Consider the following 20,638-nt stretch of genomic DNA (forward strand, 5'->3'; position numbering starts at 1 on the left):
TGTTAAGAAAAGGGGAAAGAACAGTCCTCCCCCTTTTCTCTATTTTCACAACAAGACTTAGAGCGCGCGAAGCGTCAGCGTCGTGGTACCTTCGTAGCTACCAGCGACTAGGCCCTTGCCATTAATCACAGGCGCGACAATGTCGATGTCCATGCGCGAACGCCATGCACCTTGCTGCCTCAATCCGGTCACGTCAGTGGTCGATACGTCCAGTGACTGGCCTGACCCTGATGTCACGGCGTTAAGCGCAACACCAGTCCATGTTGCACGTACGCTGTAAGGGATGTTCGCTTGGAACTCATCCACATCATAACCGCCAGCAGCAGCATTGACGAGGCCGTTTACATCACTTTTCGTGATCTCAACTTCGTTGTTGAAGTTACAACCAGCGGTCAGCGTATCGATGTTGGCAGTCGCAGGACCGACCATTTCGAATGCATTGGCAACATTTTCGTTGTCGCCAGTGCGAATACCGATGGTACCGAAATCTATGTTCCGCGCACCTGCATTGTTGCCCGAATAGAAGGAGCAATCTTTGTTAACGGTTCCAGACAGGCTGAACACAACATTTACAGTCGGTGTGGCTGTTTCGGTGTCGTCTGGCGCATTAGCACGTGCGCGGTAGCGCGTACCGAAGTCAAGTGCTACGCGTGCTTCACCAAGAAGAGTCCCAAAAAAACCAGGATTGGTGATGGTGTAGTCGTTACCAGAAAATAGCGTTCTGGTGCCAGCATAGTGACGTTCATTGGTTTGAGCAGCGGCCGGCGCAGAAGCGGCGACGACAGCAAGAGCGGCAACAGCGCCGCAAAGGATCTTTTTCATAACATTCTTCCTTCTATTTGACCGCACCCGTCAATGGGGCTTGGCCTGTAATTTGCATCGGTTGGGTCGCAAGCCGGAAGAGCATCGATGCCTACCCCTTCGGCGTATTTCCGTTTGTGGAATGCCCCGCAAACGAATCTCAGATCGGAGAGACCGTAATAGTGATCATCTCAGAATATTCTCCGGCCAGCAGCCCGGCTTCGCCAGATGGCAAGCCCAGCTCAACGCTAAGGATCATCCCGTCTGTCGCGATACCGCCATTGCTGGAAATCACGCCACCACCCTGAAGCTGGCGACTGTTAAAGGATCGATTAATCACCTGCGTTGCCGGATGGCGCACAGGCATTTCAATCGACAAAGAATAGGGTAACTGGCCACCAAAAGGCCCTTGGCCATTAGGCATGGTCGAGTGCGTCAACGCACCTCTTTCCCCGTTAATGGTCATTGTGAATGGCATGTTGCAGTTAAAGGCCACCGGCACCTGACGGTTAAGGCCCCGGCGCTCCAGATTGCCGAAATCCATATCCGCGATACCGCCCATGGCGCATTGCTGACTGATCGAACCACTCACGGCAATGTCCAGTGAACGGACATTGTCAATTTCATTTGCGCTGGCAGGCGTGACAAACGCCATCATGGCTGCTGCCGCACCGGCTACCGCCGGAAATAAGATTCGCATGACTGCCCCTCAACTATACTACTTCGCCAAAGACTTTTGTGAGCGTAAAGTCTTGGCTAATGCCCCTGGGAGTCACGACCCGACTCACCCCTGTATCGTTAATAAGACGTTAATACAGGGATTGAGCGATTTTTCCACCCTGAAAGTCACAGCTGTTACAAAAAGATCGCACACAGGCCGCTAAACCAATGCGTTACAGCTCTTATTCTGCGCCAGTTCTAATGGTAAATAGGTGTAAACTAGCCACTATGGCAGATGATCCAGCTGTCCAGAATCGGGACAAAAGCATGTCAAAGCTTAAGTCGATCTCATTCGAAAATTACGGCGCAGGCAGTTGAACGGAACGTATATGAAGCCGCAATATTGGGCGATGATCTGAAAGTAGCGCGATAGAGATAGCGCAAGATCATGCCGGGGTTTTTCTGGGGCCCGATATTTGAAGGTTGATGGGCGGCCGATCCAAAGCAGAAAAGATGCACGTCAATAACCATAGCTATGAAGCTCTTGCTCTCCCGGATGCTCTCATGAGCACAGATCCCTCAGGCACGAATGTCAATGATCTCAGGGTGCTGTTGATAGAGCCATAAACTCTAGTGGACGCCGCAGAGAACGCGCCATTTACAAGTCCACGAAAAAGGCCGCCCCATTTCTGAGACGGCCCTTTGATGATTGGTTTCAAAACCTGCTCTTTTGAGATCAGTCTTCCTTGACCTCATAATATTGCGGTGCTGCAATATTCAGGATTTCCAGAATTTTCGTGAGCGCCGTTGGCTCATCCGTTTCTTCCATCGCAGCCAGTTCGCGGGCCAGACGGCTGGACGCCGCTTCAAAAATCTGGCGTTCGGAATAGCTTTGCTCTGGCTGATCGTCAGCGCGGAAGAGATCGCGGGTCACTTCGGCAATAGAGACAAGATCACCGGAATTGATTTTCGCTTCATATTCCTGGGCGCGGCGCGACCACATGGAGCGTTTGACTTTCGGCTTGTCTTTCAGGGTCTCAAGCGCCTCTTTCAGCGTCTTGTCAGAGGACAGTTTGCGCATGCCAACGCCTTCTGCCTTGTTCATTGGTACACGCAATGTCATGCGTTCTTTTTCAAAGCGAAGAACGTATAGTTCCAGTTGCATGCCTGCAATTTCTTCATTTTGCAGTTCAATTACACGCCCAACACCGTGTTTTGGATAAACAACATAATCGCCCACATCAAAGGACAGCGTATTCGCAGCCATAAAAAACCTTTCTTTCTCTATGGAAAAGAAGGATGATTTCGGTCAAATTTCTCAAAAACCCCGACGAAAAAACCCTTTTGTTCATATATATAACGACCAAACACCCCCCGTGCCCAGCCGCTAACCGACACTAGTGTTAACAGATTCGTCACAAAAAAGCAATTTCTCGTTGCAACGCACAACTTTTTGAACCTCAAGCGCCGGGCGCGGGCATCCGCCCGCTTGGCTACGCGCCATAAAGGCGCGGCGGCCGTTCGGCCTTGCCTCGCTGCGCTCGGACGAAGCTCCTTAGGTTTCCCACCTATGTCTGCCACCAGACCGACGCACCGCGTCGGCAAGCGCGCCCGCGCGCCCGAGCTTATGCGAGGAAAGCCAAGCGGGCGGATGCCCGCGCCCGGCGCCTGAAGTCCAATAAAAAACTCCTCCCGGCGCTTGGGATCTAAAAATCCCTCTTAATCGCCTTCGCCAGGCTTCTCTGAGAAATGGGCCTCAAACTTGCCTTCGACGCCTTTAAAGTCGTCGGCGTCGGCCGGTGCGTCCCGGGCGACAGTGATGTTGGGCCAGCTTTCCGAATATTTTGTATTCACTTCCAGCCATTTTTCCAGACCATCTTCGGTATCCGGCAAGATAGCCTCTGCAGGACATTCTGGTTCACATACGCCGCAGTCAATACATTCACTGGGGTTGATGACGAGCATGTTCTCGCCTTCATAGAAACAATCGACGGGGCAGACTTCAACGCAGTCCATATATTTGCATTTGATACATGCGTCGGTAACAACATAGGTCATCGGGTCGTCTACTCCATCATACAGACCGGGATTTTTTCGGCCACGAAATCTCTGCTATTGCGCAAAATTGGGAACGTCAACAGTTGGTTTTCGGTCCTAATTCATTCGCCAGTGCGCAACCTTTCAAAACAACTTTGCACATCGGGAGCGCTGCCTCGCCGCAAGGGAAGCGCCGATATACGGATGACATGCACCTCGCGTCCTTGCGGAATCGTTAAGATATCTCCCTGCCGGACCATCATGTGCGCCCGGTCCACCCGGCGCCCATTGAGGCGAACGTGGCCCTTGTTCGCCAGTTTTTTAGCCATCGTGCGGTTGCGGGCGAAACGAAGAAACCAGAGCAGCTTGTCAATCCTGAGGGCCGATGGATCATGGCCCGGTTCACGAATTTTCCTGGCGCTCAAATCCGCATCCTATTTTTTCATCGCTTCCTTAAGAGCGGCCAGTTCGGCAAAGGCACCGCCGGCAGAAGCCAATACCGGCTCCGCCTTCCGGGAGTGGGAGCCGGATTTGTTCGATTTTTTCCGATGCGCTGATTTCTTGCCTTGATGCTTGCGGTGATTGGTTGATCGGGCTTTGCCCATGCCTTTCCAGCGCCAATATTTCTTTGGTGTCTCGGGTTGAGAGCTATCATCGGCAGCTTTATCTTCCGTAGCTTTATCTTCAGCGGGCTGCGCCATTTCGGCTTGGGCATCCGCTTTTGCATCGGGTTCAACGGCTTCGGTTTTATCTGATTCGACGACAGGCGGATGATCATCCGTTTTTGCAAAACCGGCTATTTCGAGCAGTGCTTCATGCACTTCGCTCGATAGTCCCAGAGACGTTGCCAGTGCAGGGTCCACAGCAAAAATAGGCCCCTGCTGCCGCGCTTCATGCGCCTGTTTGACCAGGCGTTCCGCCATATCGACCCGGACATATTCGTTGCCAATCTTGCGAAATCCCAATCGGCTGGCATGTTCGGGAGCAGCAAATTTCCAGTCCTTCAGGTGGACCGCATTGTCGCCGGGAAGCGCAATCATCGGTTGCTCGTCCAGCGCCGCGAAAAGGGCGTTGCGCCAGAGCACGGCACCAGGCTTCATCAACGCATGGTGGAAAATATCCAGTGCTCCGAAAACCAGTCCGCCGCGCCGGGCGACCCCGCGCATATCGTTATCTAGTGCCCGAACTGCCTGATCAATCTGTCGGCGCATGATAATGCCACCCGCTTCGACGATCTGGGCAAACAGCGCACGAACCGAAGCCGGTGTGGTCGGGTCATTGGCCAGCCCATCAATTTTGACGAGCCCTTCCAGGTGCTTCGCCTTCATCGTTTCGACCCATTGCTTGATCCGTTCTTCGGCCTTTTTGCTGTTTTCGGGTGAAATGTCTTTCAGCGCGCGATCAAATTTGATTTCGGGATGCAGCAAGTCTTTTCCCTTGGCGAGCACCGCCAGTTTCGCCTCTTGCCAATAGACCACCGGCTGACCGGCTTCATCCGCAGCCAGAGCCAGTTCGCTATCAGGTGCTTTTGCCAGCGCGTCAGCTTTATCGGTCATAATCGGTCCCAAATATCTTTCCGCTGCGGCAAGCAGCATCTTGCGGTCTTCCCTCCGGCTATCCGAAGGCACGATAAATTGAAAGCCTTTCAGCGTTCCAATTTCAAGTCCGTCCACCAATACAGCACCGTCTGTTTCCAATGCAACGTCTTGCGGCAAGGCGTCTTTCAAAAGGCCGCGCATAAGCACACGCGTGCGTTTGTCGACAAATCTCTGGGTCAACTGATTATGCATGGCATCGCTGAGCCGCCGTTCCAGCAAGCGGGTGCGCTCCACCATCACTTCTGCCTGCTCCACCCAACGCGATTTTTGCGCAATATAGCTCCAGCTGCGGGCGGCAGATATGCGCGCGGCAAGAGTCGAAATATCGCCCTGAACATTTTCCAGCCGGGCAATTTCCTGTGCCATCCGCGCATGGGGGATGCGGCCATTGCCCTGCACAAGATAGGGCCAGAGCGAAGCGACAAATCGCGCCTGATGATCCGCACCGACTTTGCGGAAATCGGGAATGCAAGCCGCTTCCCAGAGCAAACGCACTTCGGCGCGGCCGATGGCCAAGCGGCTAACAGCGGGATCTTTTGCAAGCCGTTTCAATACCGCCAAATCGATCGCTTCCGGTGCAGCTTGCAACAACCGATCCTTTGGCTTGTCTTCCAGAGATTGAATGAGACTGGTGACGCTGGTTACATCCGGATCTGCATTGCGCCAATACAGCCATTCCAATCGCGGAAAATCATGATCCTCCAGCCGCTGGATCTCCTCAGGCTCCAGCTCATCGGAAGAGGCCAGTCCTGAAAGCACGCCAAAACTTCCGTCTTTTTGGTGACGGCCGGCGCGGCCGGCAATCTGTCCGATTTCCGCAAGCGTCAGGCGGCGACGTCGGCGACCATCAAATTTCTTGAGAGCCGCAAAAGCCACGTGAGAAACATCCAGGTTCAAACCCATTCCAATGGCATCGGTGGCGACCAGATAATCGACTTCGCCATCCTGATACATTTTAACCTGCGCATTGCGGGTTTGCGGCGACAGTGATCCCATCACTATGGCAGCGCCACCATGTTGTCGGCGCAGCATTTCTGCAATCGCATAAACATCCTCGACGGAAAACGCGACAATCGCCGAACGCCGCGGTAATCGCGACAGTTTTCTTGGCCCGGCATAGCTTAGTGTCGAAAAGCGCGGACGGGAGATAATCTCGGCATCTGGTATCAACTTTTCCACCAAGGGACGAAGGCTGTCCGACCCCAGGATCATGGTTTCATCCCGGCCGCGTATGTTCAGCATCCGGTCGGTAAAAATATGCCCCCGTTCCGGGTTTATGCCAAGCTGCGCTTCATCAATGGCGACGAAGCTGAAATCCCGGTCAATCGGCATTGCTTCCGCGGTACATAGGAACCAGCGCGCATCGGGCGGAACAATTTTTTCTTCCCCGGTCACTAAAGCAACCCGATTGGCCCCTTTCAGCGCCACCACCCGGTCATAGACTTCGCGCGCGAGCAATCGCAGCGGAAATCCGATCATACCGCTGGAATGCGCGCACATCCGCTCGACCGCCAAATGGGTTTTACCGGTATTGGTGGGGCCGAGAACGGCAATAACAGGGGACTGGGAGAAGTCGGACATTTGCCTTACCTCACCGCATCTGCATCAAACTGGCAAGCAGAATCCTTGTAAAATCGGCAAGATTCTTGGCATTTCGACCGGATACCCGCGAATTTACACGTTTTACCGCATAGCATGTCATGGAAGCCCGATCTTAATTTGACATTAACTCTATTCCTTCACAGAGACAGAAATATTATTGCGATGCATATCTGTTTTTTGGGTTTAAAAAAAACAGCATCGCCAAGGGGTGCATTTGTTCAAGAGTATCGACATGCTTGCCGATCAAGGAAATGGGGCTGCGGCTATCGCAGCAGAGCCCGCTGCGCCTTCCTTTACCTTGCCCTTTGCCCTACCGGAAAATTTCAACGATGTTCTGGACCGGTGGCAAGACCGATTTGCCCAGACCGATTGGGTGCCGGACCTTGGCAGAGATATTGGCAGCCTCACGTGGCTTCGCGGTCTGGCAACTTTGGTATTACTCTGCGGCATCGCGATTTCCTGTCTGCCCGATTTTGGGCCGATCAAAGGCCATCAAAATGCTGCTCTGACCGGTTTTAGAGCCGATCAAGCCCGTTCGCAAACCATTGCTCCGCTGGCTTACGGATCAGATACCGGCATCCGTATGGCCGCCACCGATGCGGTTCGTCCGCTCGCACAAAGCCCCGAGCGCCCCTCCATTGAACTGGTCGCAACTTTGGGCCGTGGTGACAGCCTCCGCCGCGTTTTACAGCGCGCCGGTGTGGCCAATGCCGAAGCTGGCGAAGTCAATGAGCTGGTTGCTGGTGCGGTGAGTCTCGATGAGATAAAGCCCGGCACGAAAATCGATGTAGTACTCGGCCGCCGTCCAGCAAAGAACCAACCGCGTCCGCTGGACCAGTTGGCTTTCCGGGCACGCTTCGATCTCAATCTGGAAATCCTGCGCAATGGCGATCAACTGGAACTCAATCGCAAGCCGATCATGGTCGATGACACTCCGCTCAGGATCAAGGGAACCGTAGGATCCAGCCTGTATCGCTCGGCAAGGGCGGCCGGCGCACCGGCTGATGCGGTGCAAAAATATCTTCAGGTTATCGGCAAGAAAATGTCGGTGTCGCGAGACATACGTTCAACCGATGAATTTGACATCATCCTCGGATATCGCCGTGCGGAAACGGGAGAGGTAGAGGTTGGTGATTTGCTTTATGCAGGCATAGAACGCGACGGCAAGGCCAAGGCACAGATGCTGAAATGGACCAGCGGCGGACGCTCCAACTGGTTTGAAGCATCCGGCGTCGGACAATCCAGTGGCCAGCTGGTTCGCCCAACAAACGGCCGAAGAACTTCTGGTTATGGCATGCGCCGACATCCGATCCTGCGTTATAAACGTATGCATAGCGGCATTGATTTTGGCGGAGGCTATGGCGCTCCGATTTATGCCGTAACCGATGGCAGAGTGACTTTTGCTGGCCGGAAAGGTGGCTACGGCAAGTTTGTCAAAATCAAACATAGCGGCGGTCTTGCTTCCGGCTATGCCCATATGAGCCGGATCGCCGTTAGCAATGGTCGCAAAGTCCGAAAGGGCCAGATTATCGGCTATATCGGTTCCACCGGTCTGTCGACTGGCCCCCATCTGCACTATGAGCTCTATCGTAATGGCAGGACGATCAACCCCAATTCGGTTAAATTCGTCCAGCGTGCCGAACTGGGCGGCAAGGAACTCAGGAAGTTCAAGAACGAGTTGAAGCGTTTGCAACAAGTCGAGCCAGGTGCCGCTCTTGGCACGTTGAAAAGCGCATCAACCGGCCCGAAAAAACAGCGAGAAATCAGTCGGCTGAGCAAAGCATCGATCAGCTAAAGCTTCAGAAATTGCCAAGGCAAATATCGGTTGCCGCTTCCAGCTTTGCCTCGGGCGGATTCATTTTTTCGCTGATCCCGTCAAGAGTCTTGCCCAGTTCTTCCGCCAGACAATTACATATAGGTGTTGCCTGAGATTCCGGTGCACCGGCCTTTTTGGATTCTGTAACGCATCCAGCGACAAATTCTGTATTCCAGCTTTCATCAAAGCTTTTGTTGAAAGCACCAGCAAGGCTATTTTCATCATCCGCACTGCCACAGGCTGACAAAGCGAAAGTGGCAGCCAATAATAGTGGAACAACCAAACGGGATCTCACAGGCATAAAATCTTCCTTCTTGAATGGAGACTGGATGAATAGTGGAAATGATGTTTTGACAGGCTGCATCCCGCAAATCTTCGCAACAGCGTAAAAGATGCGGGCGGTGTCTGCAAGCTGTACACAATGCTATTTCAATTGCCCTACGGAGCCGCCTCTCTATATTAGATCAACATGAGCCAAAATCCTGCCTTCCCCCGAACCCGTCTGCGCCGCACCCGCGCTTCTGCATGGAGCCGCGCAATGGTTCGCGAAAACCATCTGACCCCGGCTGATCTGATCTGGCCGCTCTTCATTTCGGATGGGGAAAATATCGAAGAACCGATTACCTCGCTCCCCGGCGTGTCGCGCTGGTCTGTGGACTTGATTGTGGAGCGCGCCAAAGAGGCCCGCGATCTTGGGATCGCCTGTGTTGCTTTATTCCCGAACACGCCGGCAGACAAACGGAGTGACGAGGGTATGGAGGCGCTCAACATCGATAATCTCATGTGCCGCGCCACCAAAGCCATCAAAGATGCTCTGGGGGATGATATCGGCGTACTTACAGATGTCGCGCTCGATCCCTATACTACCCACGGGCAGGATGGGCTGATTGACTCCAATGGCTATGTTGAGAATGACCGCACACTCGACATGCTGACCAAGCAGGCACTGAACCAGGCCAATGCCGGTGCGGATATCATCGCACCGTCCGATATGATGGACGGCAGGGTTGGTGCCATTCGCGATACGCTGGAACTGGCGCACTATCACAATGTACAGATCATGGCTTATGCCGCCAAATATGCCAGTGCCTTTTACGGACCGTTCCGGGATGCTGTGGGCTCGAGCGGCACTCTGAAAGGCGACAAGAAAAGCTATCAGATGGATCCCGCCAATAGTGATGAGGCGATGCGTGAAATCGCTCTCGACATTGCCGAAGGCGCAGACAGCGTGATGGTCAAACCCGGCCTCGCCTATCTCGACATCATCTATCGCGCCAAAAGCGAATTTAACGTACCGGTCTTCGCCTATCAGGTATCTGGTGAATATGCATTGGTCGCCGCTGGGGCCGCCGCCGGCATTGGCGACCGCGATGCCTTGATGATGGAAAAGCTGATCGCGTTCAAACGCGCCGGCTGTTCTGGTATATTGACCTATTTCGCTGCCGATGCAGCCCGGCTGCTCCATGAGTGACGTTATATTGGAAACCGAACGGCTGCGCCTGCGTGGTTGGCGTGATGAAGATATTGATCCTTTCATGACCTATCTCAACACGCCCAAAGTCACGCGCTGGCTTGGCGGTGTGCAAACCCGCGAGAAATTTCTGGAAGCCGTTGAGCGAATCAGGGGCTATGACCGCGATTTCGGGCACACATTCTGGATTGTAGAACGAAAATCAGACAATGCTTTACTTGGATTCTGTGGATTGAAACGCGTAAATGCCCCGCAACCCAAGCTTACCGGCGCCTTCGAAATCGGCTGGCGTTTGCGGGAAGATGTCTGGGGTCAAGGCTATGCGAAAGAGGCCGCATCCGCGACGATGGATGCGGCGTTTACAAGACATAAAGCTCCCTTTGTAGTGGCCCTTACCGTCCCGGGAAACGAACCATCCTGGGGTCTGATGAAACGTCTCGGCATGACCCATCGACCGGATTTGGATTTTCATGACCCCAATTATGATGAAGACCTGAATCCGACCATTGTTTATCGTATCGAAGCCAAAGACTGGAAACCAGACGCATGACCGATCCACTCATCCTGCCCTTTAATGGCAAAACGCCGAAAATTCATGAAACGGCATTTATTGCGCCGGGCTGCAAAATCATTGGCGATGTGGAAATCGGTCCGGAATCGAGCATCTGGTATAATTGTGTGATCCGCGCGGACGTCAATTACATTAAAATCGGCGCACGCAGCAATATTCAGGATGGCACTACCATCCACTGCGACAGTGCCACACCGGCCACACCAAATGGGCACCCGACAATTATCGGGGATGACGTGCTGGTCGGTCATATGGTCATGCTCCACGGAGCGACGCTGGAAGATCGAGCTTTTGTAGGCCTTAGCACCACGGTAATGGATGGCTGCGTGATTGAAGGCGACGGGATGCTTGCCGCAGGCGCTACGCTCACGCCCAATAAACGGATTCCGACGGGGCAGCTTTGGGCCGGATCACCCGCCAAATATATGCGCGATCTGCCCGAACCGGCCATTGCAGGCATGCGTATGGGCGTGGCGCATTATGTCGAAAATGCAAAGGCCCATAAAGCGGCAGTGGAAGCCGCTCAAAAATAAGCCCTTTAACGCATGCTCGATTTCAGTTTTTCGATTTCCTGTTGCTGGGAGGAAACCTGTGCCTCAATTTTTTCCCGAAACTGCGCGATAATTGCAGCGGCTCCTTTTTCTTCACCAGAAAATTCCTGATCAAGCCGCTCCATGTAAAGTGTATCGAGATCCGCCAGCGCAGATATCGAAGGACTGCGATCCATTTCCAATGAGGAAAGCTGCACCTGCGCTACCACCCATGATTCGCTGGATGGTTCAGCGCCGCGCGCTGCCGATACGCTTTGCTTCACTTTCGGCAGATCAGCCAGAAAAGCCTGATGGGCGGTGTTGCTCTGACGAACCGCCGCATCGACAGCATTTCCAAGCGCCGTAGGCAATGTAGCCATCACCTCTGGTGTTGGTGCCGCTGTATCCGTTATTGCTGGTCCATCCTCATAGGGTCGCTTCGCAAGAGAAGGAAAATCACTGCCTTGCATAGCACAGGCGGACAAAGACAGGCCAAGGGCCGGAACCAAAAACACCGATAATTTCATAGAGGCACCTTTAGGCTGCGGTGATTGCTGCTGCAATGGCCTTTGCACGGGCATGGAAGGGAGCGGTAGCTCCGCCGTGAAGGCCAGACCAGATGAAAGCAGAAACTTGCCTAAAAATCGGCCAATACCGGTTGACACAGCCATGCCCATCTAGTAGCTGCGCACTCTTTCCAGCGTGAGCCGAGAGACTCGCGTCTCCTTGCCCATGCGCTGGAACCACAAGATTGAAACGGAAAAATGCCATGTTCGCTATAGTGCGCACCGGCGGTAAACAATATCGTGTTGCCGCAGGAGATATAATCGCAGTCGAAAAACTTGCTGGTGAAGCAGGTGATTCGGTAACCCTTGATGACGTTTTGCTGGCCGGTGACGGCGGTGAAATGAAAGACGTCAAAGGACTGACCGTCGCGGCTGAAATTGTTGCGCAGGAAAAAGGCGAGAAGGTCATTATCTTCAAGAAACGCCGCCGGCATAACTATCGCCGTAAAAACGGCCATCGTCAGCAGCATACCGTGCTGAAGATCAGTGCTATCGGTTCTGCCAAGAAAGCGGCTCCTAAAAAAGCAGCGGCAAAACCGGCGGAAGACAAACCCGCTGCTGAGAAGAAAGCGGCACCCGCTAAAAAAGCAGCACCGGCCAAGAAGGCTGCACCTGCAAAGAAAGCTGCTGCTAAGCCAGCGCCAAAAAAGGCCGCTGCTAAAACAGAAGCAAAACCGGCTGCAGCCAAAAAAGCTCCAGCGAAAAAGCCAGCTGCCAAAAAACCGGCTGCGAAGAAGAAGGACTAAACCATGGCACATAAGAAAGCAGGCGGTTCGTCGCGTAACGGCCGTGATTCAGAAGGCCGCCGTTTAGGCGTCAAAAAATATGGCAGCGAAGCTGTTGTAGCTGGCAATATTATTATCCGCCAACGCGGAACCAAGACCCATCCGGGTCGCAATGTCGGTATGGGCAAAGACCACACCCTATTTGCGCTCATTGATGGCAAAGTGGAATTCCACAAGGGCAAACTCGGCCGCAAATATGTGTCAGTCGATGCCATGGCGGAAGCCGCCGAATAACCGGACAATCGATAACGGGTTGTCCTTTGAGGGATGACCCGGATGGTTCAAAAAGAACCACCAGATTTCAGGGAGAGGGTCACCCCCTCTCCCTTTTTTTGTCTCTCCCTGTCGAAAATGTCACTGCGTTGTCATCGCTCCATTGTAGGGAGCGGTCAAACCAACACAGGGGCGGTTAAATTTTTGGACTTTGGCCAAGGTTAGCCAAAAAACGGAGAGTCCCGATGTTTGCTAGAACGCCAAGATTATTGTTAAGACCGGGTTGGCCCGAAGACGCGAATGCGCTGTATCAAGCGATTAATGACGAAGCAATTGTCCGTAATCTGGCCAGTGCACCATGGCCCTATAGCCGCGATGATGCAGATCATTTCCTGTCGCTGCCACAAAACCCCAAAAGCCCGCGCTGGTTGATCTATCGGCGGACGGCGGGTTCACCCTGCCTGGTCGGCACTTGCGGTATCGACCTTATGGCCGATGGTGGCGTTGAGCTCGGCTACTGGATTGGCCGCGACCATTGGGGTCTGGGTTATGCCACAGAAGCCGGACGCGCTGCACTCAGCACGGCGAAGGCTCTTGGCCATCGCGAAATTGTGGCAAGCCACTTCGTCGATAATCCGGCGTCAGGAAATGTCCTTACCAAGCTGGGCTTTCGTCGGACAGGCCGGACGGCACCCCGGTTTAGCAAGGGGCGCAACAGTTCCGTTGCAGCCGTTGAGTTTCAGCTGTCCCTGGAGGGCGACATGGAAAGCGATGTCATACGACCGCTCGCCGCGTAAGGCTGTTATGCAACCCTGTTTAAACGCTTCTCGGCCTTACGCTTGCCCAAGGTGGCAATAGTATCGTCCTGGTCCGGTTGGTCCATGATTGCGGCTTCATATTCGCTTTCGGCCAGCTGGATCAGGTCGCGGTCATCCTTGTTCCAAGGGTGGAAGCCGGGAAGGAAAAACTGGAACCATGGCAGCAGGGTCCGGCGGAACGGAGCGGGACTGACCAGCGCATAGCGCAAGAAGCCAAACCACGCGCGCGGACCGGAGATACCGTCCTGCCGCAGGAGGTCCATGACACCTTTGGTGCGGTTTTTGGCGAAGCCCATGGAAATGCGAACCATGAATAGCGACTTGGTTGCCCAACGCCGTGCCCGGCTCCAGTCTCTCGTCGCATACAGCCAGGTGTCGTAAGCCACGCCCTTATGCTCAACCTCTTCAGAAGCATGCCAAAGCCACATTTTGCGTTGCTCTTCGTCGGCATCCTGAAAATGCTTTGGATTGGCAATAAATTCGGCAGCCATGATTGCAGTCAGATGTTCGAGACAAGTTGTGGCAACCAGTTGCATGATAAGCGACTTGCTCGCGATATTGTCGATGACATCGGTAAGCGTCTGCTCCAACCGCGAGATGTCAAAATCTGATTCTTCGATATGCTTGTTAAAAAACAGATGCTCGCGGCTGTGGACTGCCTCTTGCTGGACGAAACCACGAATTTCCCGGGCGAGTTTTTCCGGTACTTCGTCGCGATATTGCTTGAGAACCTTCATGAAGAAGGTCTCGCCTTTTGGAAAAGTGATCGACAAGGCGTTAAAAAATGCTGTCGCATAGGGGTCGCCGCCAACCCAGTGCCGACGCTCCATCGCCGCATTGGCAAAGTGCCGGTTGCGGGACTGGATATTCAGATCAGCCGGGGTGGCGCTACCCGCGATTGCGGGTGCGACATCTGCCACGTCAGTATTTGATGAAATGCCGCCCATTTCTATGTGTGGCCTCCTACAAAATCTAATAGCTGTGCGACCAGTCTTTTTGGTTAAGCAATTTATAGATTGGGAGGGTTAACAAAATACCCACAGCGACCAACAAAATCACGGTTAACCCGCTGTTTACAAGGCGATTCAAATATAGATTGCAGTAAAACGCCGTTAACGTGAAACCGCACTAAGGTCTCATTTCCGTTGATAGCGGAAATACCAGACTTCATGCCCTTGCCGCCGCGCCTTGGCCTCATAACGTGTTTCGGGCCATCCACCCGGACGGATCAGCCAGCTTTTTGGCCCTTCGCTAAGCCAGTTAAACTCGCTGCGCTGGTTCATGATCATCATCGCCCATTCCAGATAGACCGGATGATCGGTACCAAAACGAAACTCTCCGCCGGACTTCAGCTTGGCCGCAATCATATCGACCGGGCCGTGGTTCATAAACCGCCGTTTGGCGTGACGTGCTTTTGGCCAGGGGTCTGGGTGCAACAAATAGACAAAGCTCAATGCACCGTCCGGTATACGTTCCAGAACGTCGAGCGCATTGCCCATATGCAGCCGAATATTGGGCAATATTCCTTCACGAACATGCTGCAACGCGCCGACAACGCCGTTCAGATAGGGTTCGCAACCGATGAAACCGTGATCCGGCAGCATGTCCGCGCGCGCGGCCATATGCTCACCCGCACCAAAACCAATCTCAAAGTGCAGCGGCCGGTCATCGCCAAATAGTGTCGCAGAGGACACCGGGCCCTCTGTCGGCACACTTATTTGCGGTAGCAGCTTTTCGACGAGTTCCACCTGACCCTCGCGCAGGGCATGGCCCTGCCTGCGGCCATAAAGCTGGCGGATAGTGGTGGGGTCTTGATTCTGCTTGCTAGTCATGAGGTGCGGTTAGCACCCATTACGAGATTTAAACAGCCGCTTTCAGCGCATCCACTAAATCGGTTTTTTCCCAAGTGAAAAGATCGCCGTCGGCCTTGCGCCCGAAATGTCCATAGGCAGCGGTGGGACTGTATATCGGCTTGTTGAGGCCGAGATGGGTGCGAATACCTTTTGGCGTCAAGCGCACCAGTTTCGGCAGGATTTCTTCCAGCTTTTCTTCGCTGACCGTGCCGGTGCCATGCAGGTCTACGTTAATAGACAGTGGTTCTGCCACGCCAATGGCGTAGGAAAGCTGGATCGCGCAGCGTTTGGCAAAGCCGGCTGCAACGATATTTTTCGCCAGATATCGGGTGATATAGGCCGCTGAGCGGTCCACTTTCGTGGGGTCTTTGCCGGAAAAAGCGCCGCCGCCATGAGGGCTCGCACCGCCATAAGTATCGACAATGATCTTCCGTCCCGTCAGACCAGCGTCACCATCCGGGCCACCAATTTCAAAACGTCCGGTGGGGTTCACGTGAATGACCGTATTGTCGGTGATGAAACCGTCCGGCAGGACCGAATGGAACACACCCATGACATATTCGCGCAGTTCTTCGTACAGCGCCGGGTTGTCGCTGTCCTTGTAATAGCCGGGCGCATGTTGAGTCGAGACAACAAGGGCGGTCGCTTCCACCGGCACTTCATTGACATAGCGCAGGGTCACCTGGCTCTTACTGTCCGGCTCGAGAAAAGGCGCTTTGCCGCTATGGCGATCCGCCGCCATCTGTTTCAGTATCTGATGCGAATATTGCAGGGTTGCCGGCATCAGGTCAGGCGTTTCATCGCTGGCATAGCCAAACATGATGCCTTGGTCGCCCGCGCCTTCATCCTTGTTGCCGCTCTCATCCACACCCTGTGCGATATGGGCGGACTGCGGGTGAAGATGGTTTTCAAAGGTCAGGTTCTGCCAGTGAAAGCCTTCTTGCTCATAGCCAATTTTCTTGACCGTCTCGCGAACAACCGTCTGGATTTCTTCCTGAGCGCCGGGCGCCCAATTGCCATCGGTATCGATCATCCCTTGACCGCGCACTTCACCGGCCAGAATGACCCGGTCCGTCGTCGTCAGGGTTTCACAAGCAACCCGCGCTTCCGGATCCTTGGACAGAAAAAGATCGACGATCGCATCGGAAATCTGGTCCGACACCTTGTCGGGATGGCCTTCGGATACAGATTCGGAGGTGAAGATAAATTCAGAACGCATGGTTTTTCCTAGTATTTGCCGCCTGGGGGCGCGGGTTCGGATATAAAGAAAGGTTTATATGCGCTCCTTAGCGCGCACGAAGCCGTATGGCAATGGCACAGATGAGTAAAATCAGCGCGAAACCCAGCGACAGAATATTGCCATATTGCGCGAAAACTGTGGGGCTTTCCGGCAGGGGTAATTTGGTATCAATCCGGCCAGCCTGTCCCATGGGAATGCTTTCAACCACATCTCCCCTGCTGGTAATAACCGCCGATATACCGGTCGGTGTGGAGCGGATGACTGGAAGCCCCTCTTCGATCGCACGCAGCCGTGCCTGGGCGAGATGTTGCGGTGGCCCCCACGCGCCGAACCAGGCATCGTTCGAGGGATTGAAAATAAAGTCGGGCCGATCCTCCCGGTGCACGACCTGTCCGGAAAAGATAACTTCGTAGCAAACCTGAAGGCCGACTTTGCCAAATGCCCCCAGATCCAGCGAGCGCGGCCCCGGACCCGGCCAAAAGTCAAAATCTCCAGGCGCCAGACGCGACAATCCAATAGCCGAAAGAAGCGGCCGCATGGGCAGATACTCGCCATAGGGCACAAGATGGCTCTTGTCATAGCGGCCCAGCAATTCGCGGTCCGCATCCATCGCAAACACACTGTTTCGTGCCCCTATCGCCCGTCTTTCATCCGGTGCGGCGGCATCGTCAAATTCCAGCTTCAGCGCACCAAGAACGAGCACGTCGCCCGGTTTCATCAGGCTTGCGAGCTGCGCGCGCACCATCCGCGGCTCACGCCCGTAATAATAGCGCTGCGGATAACCGGCCTCGAGATAATCGGGGATCGCCGCTTCCGGCCAGAACAATATGCGCGGCTCTTCATCTTTGCGTCTGGTCAGGCCTGCAAGCTTGCCAAGATTCTGCTCCTCATATCCGGCCTGCCATTTGTCCTGCTGTCCGATATTGGGTTGGACGACCGTGATGTTGGGCTGCTCCGGTGAACCGGGAAGATCGTTGCCACTGCCGATCAGTGCCAATATTCCGGCCCCCAATGCGACTATAGCGAGATCAAAGATCCTGCGAACGATGATCCTCCATTTCAGGGCAATCATTCCGCCAACCGCCGAACCGACAAGACCGGCAATGCCAATGATCACACCCGACAGGCCGTAAGTTCCAATGGAGCGCGCACTCAAAGCGTGCCTGGCATCGACCGCTATCACGCCGAGGGGATTCCAGATAAAGCCGCTGAAAACCCAGCTGCGAAGCCATTCGGTTATGATCCACAAGCCAGCGAGGGCGAGAACAAAAACGACTGGTCGCCCCCTGCCCAGCAACCATGCACCCAACGCCGTTAGGGCGGGGTAGACGGCCAGATAAAGCGAGAGCAGAACCACCGCTATATAGCCCAGCCATTCGGGCATTGCCGCCTGAAAGGTGAAGGCTTTGGCGATCCAGTTCAGTCCGACAGCAAAATGTCCCAGGCCGAATAGCCAGCCGGCCCAGAACGCGGCTTTTCGGCTTTCTGCACGATCAATAATCGCGATCCAGAGGGCCAGCGCAAGCAGGCTGACCGGCCAGAAACCCAGCGGCGCAAACCCGGTTGCCGATAGCGCCCCTGCAATTAGTGACAGCCAGAACGGATATTTGCGGAGGAGATCGATGACAATATGCACCGGCGGCTTGTGCCGTTTTCGACGGGCCGGTTCAAACATTAATTGCTGATCTCGTCACCCGTTCATTCCAAAAGGGGTTTATATGAACGATTTCATACAACGCCATTCTGGAATATCATTTCGGCAGAACTGCAGGAAAAGACTGTCTCGCAATTTGCAGTTTGCTGGCAGCGCCCGTGCGCCGCTATAGGAGTGTCATGGAAAAAATATTGTTGATATTGATGGCGCTTGCTCAACCCATGCCAGCCGATACGAGGCCCCAAGCAACACCGCTGACCGAAGTTCACAAGCGTGACTTGTCCTGCGTTGCCGCTTTTGCGATCGTCGCATCGGAACAGGAACGCGGAATTGAAAGCGCACTTTCCTATCCTCTGCTCACCGAACGGGGCCGGATCTATGCCGGGCAGGTCGGTGAAAGAGTCATGGTCGAAACCGGTCAATCCCGGGAGCAGGTGCGCGACGCCATTTTGGCGGCGGTTGCCGATCAGCAGGCGAAGGTCAAAAATGTCGGCGAGCCGCAGGAAGTGGTTGCCGAAGAAATGGGAAAATGTCTGCCGCTGCTGGATACAGAGATTCCCGCCAAACCTAAACCAACCCTGAATCAATGCGCAGCGATGATGCAGCTTGCGTATGAAGAGGTCTATCGACGGGAAAAACTGTCCAAAATGGCGCAAGATTTGAAGACTTTGGCCTTTGTTCTCGACAACCGGGCGCGTGAAACGATGCGGGGGGAGGGCAAAAGTGGTAATGAGAGCGATGTGATTCTCACACAGACTCGCGAGGAAATGAGCGTTCGGCAGAAAAACCAGACCGAGCTGGATATTGATCATTGCTTCGCGCTCGCCGCGCCCAAGAAAAAGGAGCAGAATTTTGAACATTGAACACCGCCCCTTTCACCTCGCCTTCCCTGTCAATGATCTGGCAGCCGCCCGTCATTTCTATGGCGATTTGCTGAGCTGCGAAGAAGGTAGAAGCAACGATCACTGGATTGATTTCAACCTCTACGGTCATCAGATAGTCACCCATCTTGATACCGACGCCAAGCCAAGTGCAGTTACCAAGCCAGTAGACCGCGAAAATGTACCTGTGCCGCATTTTGGTGTGGTTCTGACGATGCCCCAATGGGAAGCACTGGCAGAGCGATTGAAACAGCACGAAACAGAATTCGTGATCCCACCGACCGTCCGCTTCCGCGGTGAGACCGGGGAACAGGCAACGATGTTTTTCCGCGACCCCAGCGGCAATGCCCTTGAGTTCAAGGCCTTTGCCGATGATGATCAGCTATTCGCTACGGATTGATCCGGCCACCAGTCCCGAACGCGGGTCGCCCAGCGCCATCCTGCGTTCAATCTTGTGGCGCCGCATTTTCTCGACAAAGGTTGTCCGGCGCAGGCTAACCAGATGCGCCGCTTCCGCGACCACACCCTCCGCCATTCTCAGCGCGGAAAGCAGATATTTGCGCTCCTCCTGCATGAGATGTTTCTTGAGATCAAAGCCGCCGCCCAGCGTCCCGCGACCATCCGACTGATCCATGAATGGACGCGCTTCCGGTGCACCGGGAAAACGGGATGGCAGGGAATCTGCCTGATAGGTGGGCGCATTGGACGCCCGGCGGCGAAACAGTGTGGATACCTGGCTTGCCGATATCATCATGCCGGGAAATAAAAGGACCGCCCGTTCGATAATATTGCGCAGTTCACGAGCATTGCCGGGCCAGGCATAATTTTCCAATATGTCCATCGCTTCGGCGGTAAAATATATGTCTTCGCTGCCAATCTGCTGAATGAAGTGGTGGATCAGCGGCGCGATATCATCCCGGCGTTCCTTTAGCGCGGGGATGTCGATGGGAAAGACCGAAAGCCGGTAGAAAAGATCCTCGCGGAACCGCTTTTCGGTAATGGCCTGATCCAGATTCTGGTGGGTGGCCGAAATGATCCGCGTATCAATCGGGATGGCTCCTGTGCTGCCGACCCGCTCGATCTGTTTTTCTTCCAGCACGCGAAGCAATTTGACCTGCATATCAAAAGGCATATCGCCTATTTCATCGAGAAATAACGTCCCCTTGCTGGCATCTTCAAACTGTCCGATGCGCTGCGCTATCGCACCGGTAAAACTGCCTTTTTCATGCCCGAACAGTTCGGATTCAAGCAAATCTCTGGGTATTGCCCCACAATTCACCCCGACAAATTTCTCCCCCGCCCGCTCGGAGCAGCGATGCAATGATTTTGCCACCACCTCCTTGCCGCAACCGGAAGGCCCGGTTATCATCACAGGTATTGTGGTCGCCGCCGCATAGCGGATCAGGCTGCGTACCTCTTCAATCGCTGCGCTGTCCCCCACAAGATGCACGGCCGGATCATCAGGGTGCAATGTCCGCTGTGATCCCGAGATTTCGGGACGATATTCCATAGCATTTCCCCCGCTGTTACAAACTGGGCGTC

22 protein-coding genes are annotated in these 20,638 nt (G+C 54.2%); 9 read left to right on the forward strand and 13 right to left on the reverse strand.

The window, feature by feature from the left end; all coding sequences use genetic code 11:
• Positions 1–57: 57 nt before the first annotated feature.
• From DK507_RS07430 to DK507_RS07455, 6 genes are all read right to left on the reverse strand, one after another.
• Entirely contained in the window at positions 58–822 is a 765-nt protein-coding gene (locus DK507_RS07430) for a hypothetical protein (RefSeq protein WP_254054294.1), read from the reverse strand.
• A 139-nt stretch (positions 823–961) separates the two neighbouring features.
• Positions 962–1,501 carry a hypothetical protein gene (locus DK507_RS07435; RefSeq protein WP_109355749.1) on the reverse strand — a complete coding sequence of 180 codons (540 nt, stop codon included), beginning with the start codon at positions 1,499–1,501 and terminating at the stop codon, positions 962–964.
• 696 nt (positions 1,502–2,197) lie between these two features.
• Entirely contained in the window at positions 2,198–2,728 is a 531-nt protein-coding gene (locus DK507_RS07440; RefSeq protein WP_109355750.1) for a CarD family transcriptional regulator, read from the reverse strand.
• A 452-nt stretch (positions 2,729–3,180) separates the two neighbouring features.
• On the reverse strand, positions 3,181–3,519 hold the full coding sequence (fdxA, locus tag DK507_RS07445) for a ferredoxin FdxA (RefSeq protein WP_109355751.1): 339 nt from the start codon (positions 3,517–3,519) through the stop codon (positions 3,181–3,183).
• A 101-nt stretch (positions 3,520–3,620) separates the two neighbouring features.
• The gene (locus tag DK507_RS07450; RefSeq protein WP_254054295.1) at positions 3,621–3,923 is read right to left on the reverse strand and encodes an RNA-binding S4 domain-containing protein; all 303 of its coding nucleotides are present in this window, start codon (positions 3,921–3,923) and stop codon (positions 3,621–3,623) included.
• Between the two features lie 9 nt (positions 3,924–3,932).
• Positions 3,933–6,677 carry a helicase-related protein gene (locus DK507_RS07455; RefSeq protein WP_109355752.1) on the reverse strand — a complete coding sequence of 915 codons (2,745 nt, stop codon included), beginning with the start codon at positions 6,675–6,677 and terminating at the stop codon, positions 3,933–3,935.
• Between the two features lie 235 nt (positions 6,678–6,912).
• Here DK507_RS07455 and DK507_RS07460 point away from each other — a divergent pair, with 235 nt between their 5' ends.
• Entirely contained in the window at positions 6,913–8,493 is a 1,581-nt protein-coding gene (locus tag DK507_RS07460) for a M23 family metallopeptidase (RefSeq protein WP_254054296.1), read from the forward strand.
• Between the two features lie 4 nt (positions 8,494–8,497).
• Here the strand turns inward: DK507_RS07460 and DK507_RS07465 are convergent, their stop codons facing one another.
• The gene (locus DK507_RS07465; RefSeq protein WP_162558955.1) at positions 8,498–8,815 is read right to left on the reverse strand and encodes a hypothetical protein; all 318 of its coding nucleotides are present in this window, start codon (positions 8,813–8,815) and stop codon (positions 8,498–8,500) included.
• A gap of 168 nt (positions 8,816–8,983) precedes the next feature.
• Here DK507_RS07465 and hemB point away from each other — a divergent pair, with 168 nt between their 5' ends.
• Genes hemB through DK507_RS07480 form a run of 3 tightly spaced genes read left to right on the forward strand, consistent with a single transcriptional unit; the run spans position 8,984 to position 11,089 of the window.
• Positions 8,984–9,985, forward strand: a complete 1,002-nt coding sequence (gene hemB, locus DK507_RS07470) for a porphobilinogen synthase (protein WP_109355755.1) — start codon at positions 8,984–8,986, stop codon at positions 9,983–9,985.
• On the forward strand, positions 9,978–10,535 hold the full coding sequence (locus DK507_RS07475) for a GNAT family N-acetyltransferase (protein WP_109355756.1): 558 nt from the start codon (positions 9,978–9,980) through the stop codon (positions 10,533–10,535). The genes hemB and DK507_RS07475 overlap by 8 nt, the downstream gene beginning before the upstream one ends.
• Entirely contained in the window at positions 10,532–11,089 is a 558-nt protein-coding gene (locus DK507_RS07480) for a gamma carbonic anhydrase family protein (protein ID WP_109355757.1), read from the forward strand. Before DK507_RS07475 ends, DK507_RS07480 begins: the two co-directional genes overlap by 4 nt.
• Positions 11,090–11,094: 5 nt before the next feature.
• On the opposite strand, the gene DK507_RS07485 is transcribed toward DK507_RS07480, so the two are convergent.
• Complete coding sequence (locus tag DK507_RS07485) at positions 11,095–11,763, reverse strand: hypothetical protein (RefSeq protein WP_109355758.1); 669 nt, start codon at positions 11,761–11,763, stop codon at positions 11,095–11,097.
• A gap of 92 nt (positions 11,764–11,855) precedes the next feature.
• On the opposite strand from DK507_RS07485, the gene rplU reads away from it, so the two are divergent.
• The 3 genes from rplU (at position 11,856) to DK507_RS07500 (ending at position 13,447) form a co-directional block, all read left to right on the forward strand.
• Positions 11,856–12,398 (forward strand): 50S ribosomal protein L21, encoded by a 543-nt coding sequence (gene rplU / locus DK507_RS07490; RefSeq protein ID WP_109355759.1) that lies wholly within the window; start codon positions 11,856–11,858, stop codon positions 12,396–12,398.
• A 3-nt stretch (positions 12,399–12,401) separates the two neighbouring features.
• Positions 12,402–12,671: a 50S ribosomal protein L27 gene (gene rpmA / locus DK507_RS07495; RefSeq protein WP_108811240.1), complete on the forward strand. Its 270-nt coding sequence runs from the start codon at positions 12,402–12,404 to the stop codon at positions 12,669–12,671.
• Positions 12,672–12,895: 224 nt separating this feature from the next.
• On the forward strand, positions 12,896–13,447 hold the full coding sequence (locus tag DK507_RS07500; protein ID WP_109355760.1) for a GNAT family N-acetyltransferase: 552 nt from the start codon (positions 12,896–12,898) through the stop codon (positions 13,445–13,447).
• A gap of 5 nt (positions 13,448–13,452) precedes the next feature.
• Here the strand turns inward: DK507_RS07500 and DK507_RS07505 are convergent, their stop codons facing one another.
• The 4 genes from DK507_RS07505 to lnt form a co-directional block, all read right to left on the reverse strand.
• Positions 13,453–14,415, reverse strand: coding sequence for a metal-dependent hydrolase (locus tag DK507_RS07505; RefSeq protein ID WP_109355761.1), 963 nt, complete (start codon positions 14,413–14,415; stop codon positions 13,453–13,455).
• 189 nt (positions 14,416–14,604) lie between these two features.
• Positions 14,605–15,300, reverse strand: a complete 696-nt coding sequence (locus tag DK507_RS07510) for a tRNA (guanosine(46)-N(7))-methyltransferase TrmB (protein ID WP_109355762.1) — start codon at positions 15,298–15,300, stop codon at positions 14,605–14,607.
• Positions 15,301–15,328: 28 nt separating this feature from the next.
• Positions 15,329–16,540, reverse strand: coding sequence for a methionine adenosyltransferase (gene metK, locus DK507_RS07515; protein ID WP_109355763.1), 1,212 nt, complete (start codon positions 16,538–16,540; stop codon positions 15,329–15,331).
• A 67-nt stretch (positions 16,541–16,607) separates the two neighbouring features.
• Positions 16,608–18,236, reverse strand: coding sequence for an apolipoprotein N-acyltransferase (gene lnt, locus DK507_RS07520; protein ID WP_109355764.1), 1,629 nt, complete (start codon positions 18,234–18,236; stop codon positions 16,608–16,610).
• Positions 18,237–18,394: 158 nt separating this feature from the next.
• Here lnt and DK507_RS07525 point away from each other — a divergent pair, with 158 nt between their 5' ends.
• Both DK507_RS07525 and DK507_RS07530 read left to right on the forward strand, forming a co-directional pair.
• Positions 18,395–19,078: a hypothetical protein gene (locus DK507_RS07525; protein ID WP_109355765.1), complete on the forward strand. Its 684-nt coding sequence runs from the start codon at positions 18,395–18,397 to the stop codon at positions 19,076–19,078.
• Complete coding sequence (locus DK507_RS07530; RefSeq protein WP_109356215.1) at positions 19,074–19,496, forward strand: VOC family protein; 423 nt, start codon at positions 19,074–19,076, stop codon at positions 19,494–19,496. Before DK507_RS07525 ends, DK507_RS07530 begins: the two co-directional genes overlap by 5 nt.
• Here DK507_RS07530 and DK507_RS07535 read toward each other — a convergent pair.
• Positions 19,479–20,606, reverse strand: coding sequence for a sigma-54-dependent Fis family transcriptional regulator (locus tag DK507_RS07535; protein ID WP_109355766.1), 1,128 nt, complete (start codon positions 20,604–20,606; stop codon positions 19,479–19,481). The genes DK507_RS07530 and DK507_RS07535 overlap by 18 nt on opposite strands.
• Positions 20,607–20,638 lie beyond the last annotated feature (32 nt).

The sequence above is a fragment of the Sphingorhabdus sp. EL138 genome, from assembly GCF_900258045.1.
Lineage (GTDB): Bacteria > Pseudomonadota > Alphaproteobacteria > Sphingomonadales > Sphingomonadaceae > Parasphingorhabdus.

Bases quoted from the DNA above. Each gene is read 5' to 3' on its own strand.
- DK507_RS07430 (WP_254054294.1), bottom strand. From the start codon at position 822: ATGAAAAAGATCCTTTGCGGCGCTGTTGCCGCTCTTGCTGTCGTCGCC.
- DK507_RS07435 (WP_109355749.1), bottom strand. From the start codon at position 1,501: ATGCGAATCTTATTTCCGGCGGTAGCCGGTGCGGCAGCAGCCATGATG.
- DK507_RS07440 (WP_109355750.1), bottom strand. From the start codon at position 2,728: ATGGCTGCGAATACGCTGTCCTTTGATGTGGGCGATTATGTTGTTTAT.
- fdxA (WP_109355751.1), bottom strand. From the start codon at position 3,519: ATGACCTATGTTGTTACCGACGCATGTATCAAATGCAAATATATGGAC.
- DK507_RS07455 (WP_109355752.1), bottom strand. From the start codon at position 6,677: ATGTCCGACTTCTCCCAGTCCCCTGTTATTGCCGTTCTCGGCCCCACC.
- DK507_RS07465 (WP_162558955.1), bottom strand. From the start codon at position 8,815: ATGCCTGTGAGATCCCGTTTGGTTGTTCCACTATTATTGGCTGCCACT.
- hemB (WP_109355755.1), top strand. From the start codon at position 8,984: ATGAGCCAAAATCCTGCCTTCCCCCGAACCCGTCTGCGCCGCACCCGC.
- DK507_RS07475 (WP_109355756.1), top strand. From the start codon at position 9,978: ATGAGTGACGTTATATTGGAAACCGAACGGCTGCGCCTGCGTGGTTGG.
- DK507_RS07480 (WP_109355757.1), top strand. From the start codon at position 10,532: ATGACCGATCCACTCATCCTGCCCTTTAATGGCAAAACGCCGAAAATT.
- DK507_RS07485 (WP_109355758.1), bottom strand. From the start codon at position 11,763: ATGGGCATGGCTGTGTCAACCGGTATTGGCCGATTTTTAGGCAAGTTT.
- rplU (WP_109355759.1), top strand. From the start codon at position 11,856: ATGTTCGCTATAGTGCGCACCGGCGGTAAACAATATCGTGTTGCCGCA.
- rpmA (WP_108811240.1), top strand. From the start codon at position 12,402: ATGGCACATAAGAAAGCAGGCGGTTCGTCGCGTAACGGCCGTGATTCA.
- DK507_RS07500 (WP_109355760.1), top strand. From the start codon at position 12,896: ATGTTTGCTAGAACGCCAAGATTATTGTTAAGACCGGGTTGGCCCGAA.
- DK507_RS07505 (WP_109355761.1), bottom strand. From the start codon at position 14,415: ATGGGCGGCATTTCATCAAATACTGACGTGGCAGATGTCGCACCCGCA.
- DK507_RS07510 (WP_109355762.1), bottom strand. From the start codon at position 15,300: ATGACTAGCAAGCAGAATCAAGACCCCACCACTATCCGCCAGCTTTAT.
- metK (WP_109355763.1), bottom strand. From the start codon at position 16,540: ATGCGTTCTGAATTTATCTTCACCTCCGAATCTGTATCCGAAGGCCAT.
- lnt (WP_109355764.1), bottom strand. From the start codon at position 18,236: ATGTTTGAACCGGCCCGTCGAAAACGGCACAAGCCGCCGGTGCATATT.
- DK507_RS07525 (WP_109355765.1), top strand. From the start codon at position 18,395: ATGGAAAAAATATTGTTGATATTGATGGCGCTTGCTCAACCCATGCCA.
- DK507_RS07535 (WP_109355766.1), bottom strand. From the start codon at position 20,606: ATGGAATATCGTCCCGAAATCTCGGGATCACAGCGGACATTGCACCCT.